Origin of the sequence: Burkholderia sp. Ax-1719, assembly GCF_011753055.1 — a bacterium.
GTDB lineage: Bacteria > Pseudomonadota > Gammaproteobacteria > Burkholderiales > Burkholderiaceae > Paraburkholderia.
In genome coordinates this window covers 1-3,242 of sequence record NZ_VWWJ01000063.1, presented here as the reverse complement: position 1 = coordinate 3,242, position 3,242 = coordinate 1, and the positions used below count along the sequence as shown (strand labels likewise).

The window sequence follows — 3,242 nt, the reverse complement described above, 5'->3', positions numbered from 1 at the left end:
CGTCGACGCGGCCAGCGGCGTGCCGGGCGCGGGCGCGACCGTCGCCGCCTGGCCTTGCGGCGCGGCGTCCACGCCCACAGCGCCTTCGAGCACTTCAACCGCCGTCGAGCCCTTGTCGCCGTCGTAATTCACGCGGAAGCTGGTGCCGCGCACGCCCGCGACCACCGACGGCGAACGGATCTGGAAGCGGTCGTCCTTCTTCGTGGCGTGCGTGACTTCGGTGTTGACCTCGCCGTGCTGCAGATTGACGATGCGATCGGTCGAGCCCGTCAGCGCCGTCTGACGCAGCGTGGCGAGATCGAGCGCAGTGCGCGGCGGTATCACCAGATGCGAGCCGTCGGCCAGTTCGAGCGTGGCGAAACCGTTGTCGCCGGTCTGCACGTGTTCGCCTTCCACCAGCTTCGCGCCGACGATCAGCGGCAACTGCGGGCCGCTGCCGAAGGTATGGCTCGCGGGCCCGGACGTGGCGATCACCTGTGCGCTCAAACCGTCCTGGCGCAGCAACGCGACCGGCACGCGCAGCGCCGTGCCCGGCTTCAGGCGGCGCGGCGCACTCACGCGGTTCAGACGCGCGAGCTGGGTCCAGTCGGCGGGATCGCGCAGGTAGCGCTGGGCAATGTCGTAGAGCGAGTCGCCCGAACGCGCGACGTAGATCGTGGTTTCGGCGGGCTGGTGAGCGTGTGCGGCGGACAGCAGGCCAAGCGCCAGCGCGCAGGCGAGCACTGGCCGCGAGACCGCACCGATCACCGCCGCGCGTGACGAACGCGCGCCGCTCAAGCCGCGTCCCCTTCGATGCGTTCGAGACGGTAGCCGTAACCGTAGATCGGCGTGAGGCGATAGCCGTTTTCGGGACGCAGTCCGAGCTTGGAGCGCAGCATCGAAACGTGCGTGTCCATGGTGCGCGACGGGATATCGTCCGATTGCTTCCAGATCACGTCGAGGATGTGCGCGCGTGACAGCGGACGGCTCAGGTGCTGGAACAGCAGCAGCGCAAGTTCGAACTCCTTCTGCGTGAGCGCGACCGGCTTGCCGCCCACCGACGCCTGACGCGACTTCAGGTCGAATTCGTAATCGCCGAACACTTCTTTCTGCGCCGGTGCGTGCAGCTGATAGGCGCGGCGCAGCAGCGAGCCGACGCGCGCGAGCAGCACGGGCGCCGAAACCGGCTTGACCACGTAGTCGTCTGCGCCGCTATTGAGCATCAGCGCGATATCGACTTCACGGCTGCGGCTCGTCATGAACAGCACGGGCAGACGTGTGGACAGGCTCTGGCGGACCCAGTGCAGGACTTCGTCACCGGCCATGTCGGGGACATTCCAGTCGAGCACGAGCAGATCGAAAGTCTGCCGTCTGAGCTGCTTGACGAGATCGCCGCCCTTGGCGAACGCGTGACAGACATGGCCCGCGGCCATCAGCGTTTGACAGACGAAATCGGTTTGCGCCGGATCGTCATCGAGTACTGCGATTCTCATAGTGCCCTGCACCCAGTTCGTTATTCATCTTCTCGGGCCAGGCCGGCGCGACTGCCGACCGGACTCCATACCCAATCTCTTGCCGCGCGGCCCCTGCCGCGCGCCCAATCCGCTACTCTCGCTGCGTCTTGAAACAAATGGGAGTGCCGGTGGGGAACCGACGGCCCATCGAGATCGGGACCTGGATTTCGCTCATGGTAGTCGAAATCCGCCCAAAGCCGGGCCGCATGGGCCTGGCGGCGCTATGCCAGCGCCGATTGCAGCGCTGGTTGCAGCGCTCACTTCACTGCGCATGTCGCCACGCATTTCACCGCTCACCGAGGCTCGGTCCGCGTCCTGTCTTTGTGATCCTCACTGCCGTAGTCGCCATCGGGCGTCTCATGCGCGCCCGGCTGCGGCAGTCCCGCGAGCACGGCGACCAGTTGCACGCGCACGTGTTCCCATGCGGCATGTGCGTAGTCGGCCTGGATGGCGGCGCGCGACTGCGCCAGTACAAACGCGCGCAGCACCGTCGAGGAACAGTTCGTCAGCTTCTCCGGGCGCCCGAAGCGCGACTGGCGCAAGACTTCGCTGAGCCAGGGCAATTCGGCTTCGCAGGAATCCGCATAGGCTTCCATGGCGGCACGCGCGTGCCGGTCGCGGGCGAGATCGAGTTCGATCCGCTCGAGATCGCGGCTGCGGCTCCCGCCGCTCAGGCGCGAGGCGGGAGGAAAACGGATGCTGCCGATACGGAAAAACATGACAACCCTCGTGTTGCGGATCAGTCCGGCCACCTTTGGCCATAGCGCTGCGGCACCGGTGGCTTCGTCAAGGAAGACCCGCGCGCAGACTCAGATAGACAGACCGATAAATGAAAAACGAGTGGCGACAACACGGCTTGCGCGCTGCGTGGTCTCCGGCGGCCCTTCCCCCCGGACTCGGCCCACCGGCGCAGACACCGCCCTCACGGCGCGTCGCGTGCAGACTGGCATCACCGCCCGATGCCCGGCCTGCGGACTGCAACCGATCTGAAACTGGCGTTCCCGACGCCATCGCCACTCCTACTGCCAGGCGCTGTTGACCAGCGTTATACGGCGGGCTCGAACCCGCTCTGACTGCCTCGCCACCGGCGCGCCGCCGTGTCCCGACCGCGCCAGCCCCCGTAGCCGATATACGTTGTGCAACAAGCACGAGATGCTCGCCGCATGCCGCGACTCAGACGTTTCTGAACCCGCGTTGGCTTATTGTCGCCAATTGCGTCCGAATCTACTGTCAGGGATTGTTAAATCCCTCAGACGAAATTCAGACAGGCGGTAGGAGACGAGCAAAGGCGATGAAGGAATCGAAAACCAATCGGAATCCTCATCAATGGAAATCGACCAGCAAGGTGCTGCACGCAACTTATCTCGATCAAGATAAAAAAGGGCGCTCTGTCGGAGCGCCCTTCACACTGCTGCTTAGCGGGAATCAGTTCGGCTGATGCCGATCGTCGTGACCACCGCCCCCGCCGCCCTGGCTGGGCGCATGGCCGCCGCCACCTTGAGGCGGGCCCTCGCGGCCATGTTCGGCGGGCGGTCCACCCGGACCCGCCGGACGACCACCGCCCTGCATCTGCGGCGGCGCGGCAGGACGCGGTGCATTGTTCTGCTGCGGCATCGGCGCGTGCGGCTGATTACCCGCGCCCGGCGGCGGGCCGCCAGCGTTCATCGGCGGACGCGGCGCCTCGGCACGCTCGCCGCCATTCATCGGCGGACGACCGCCTTGCGGCGGTTCGCCATTGCCCGGCGCAGA

The 3,242-nt window shown here is 66.3% G+C and carries 4 protein-coding genes and 1 pseudogene; 1 reads left to right on the top strand and 4 read right to left on the bottom strand.

Going from position 1 to position 3,242, the window contains the following annotated elements:
* The 3 genes from F3J17_RS35835 to F3J17_RS35825 form a co-directional block, all read right to left on the bottom strand.
* Positions 1-777, bottom strand: a 777-nt coding sequence (locus F3J17_RS35835) for a FecR domain-containing protein (RefSeq protein WP_167070546.1), incomplete at its 3' end; no start/stop codon positions are given.
* Complete coding sequence (locus tag F3J17_RS35830) at positions 774-1,472, bottom strand: response regulator transcription factor (RefSeq protein ID WP_167070544.1); 699 nt, start codon at positions 1,470-1,472, stop codon at positions 774-776. The genes F3J17_RS35830 and F3J17_RS35835, both read right to left, overlap by 4 nt.
* A 314-nt stretch (positions 1,473-1,786) precedes the next feature.
* Positions 1,787-2,212: a hypothetical protein gene (locus F3J17_RS35825; protein ID WP_205195121.1), complete on the bottom strand. Its 426-nt coding sequence runs from the start codon at positions 2,210-2,212 to the stop codon at positions 1,787-1,789.
* 572 nt (positions 2,213-2,784) lie between these two features.
* Here F3J17_RS35825 and F3J17_RS35820 point away from each other — a divergent pair.
* Positions 2,785-2,931 (top strand): hypothetical protein, encoded by a 147-nt coding sequence (locus F3J17_RS35820; protein ID WP_167070542.1) that lies wholly within the window; start codon positions 2,785-2,787, stop codon positions 2,929-2,931.
* Here F3J17_RS35820 and F3J17_RS35815 read toward each other — a convergent pair.
* Positions 2,919-3,242 (bottom strand): annotated as a pseudogene (locus F3J17_RS35815) (hypothetical protein); the annotation flags it as partial. The gene F3J17_RS35820 and the pseudogene F3J17_RS35815 sit on opposite strands and share 13 nt — an antisense overlap.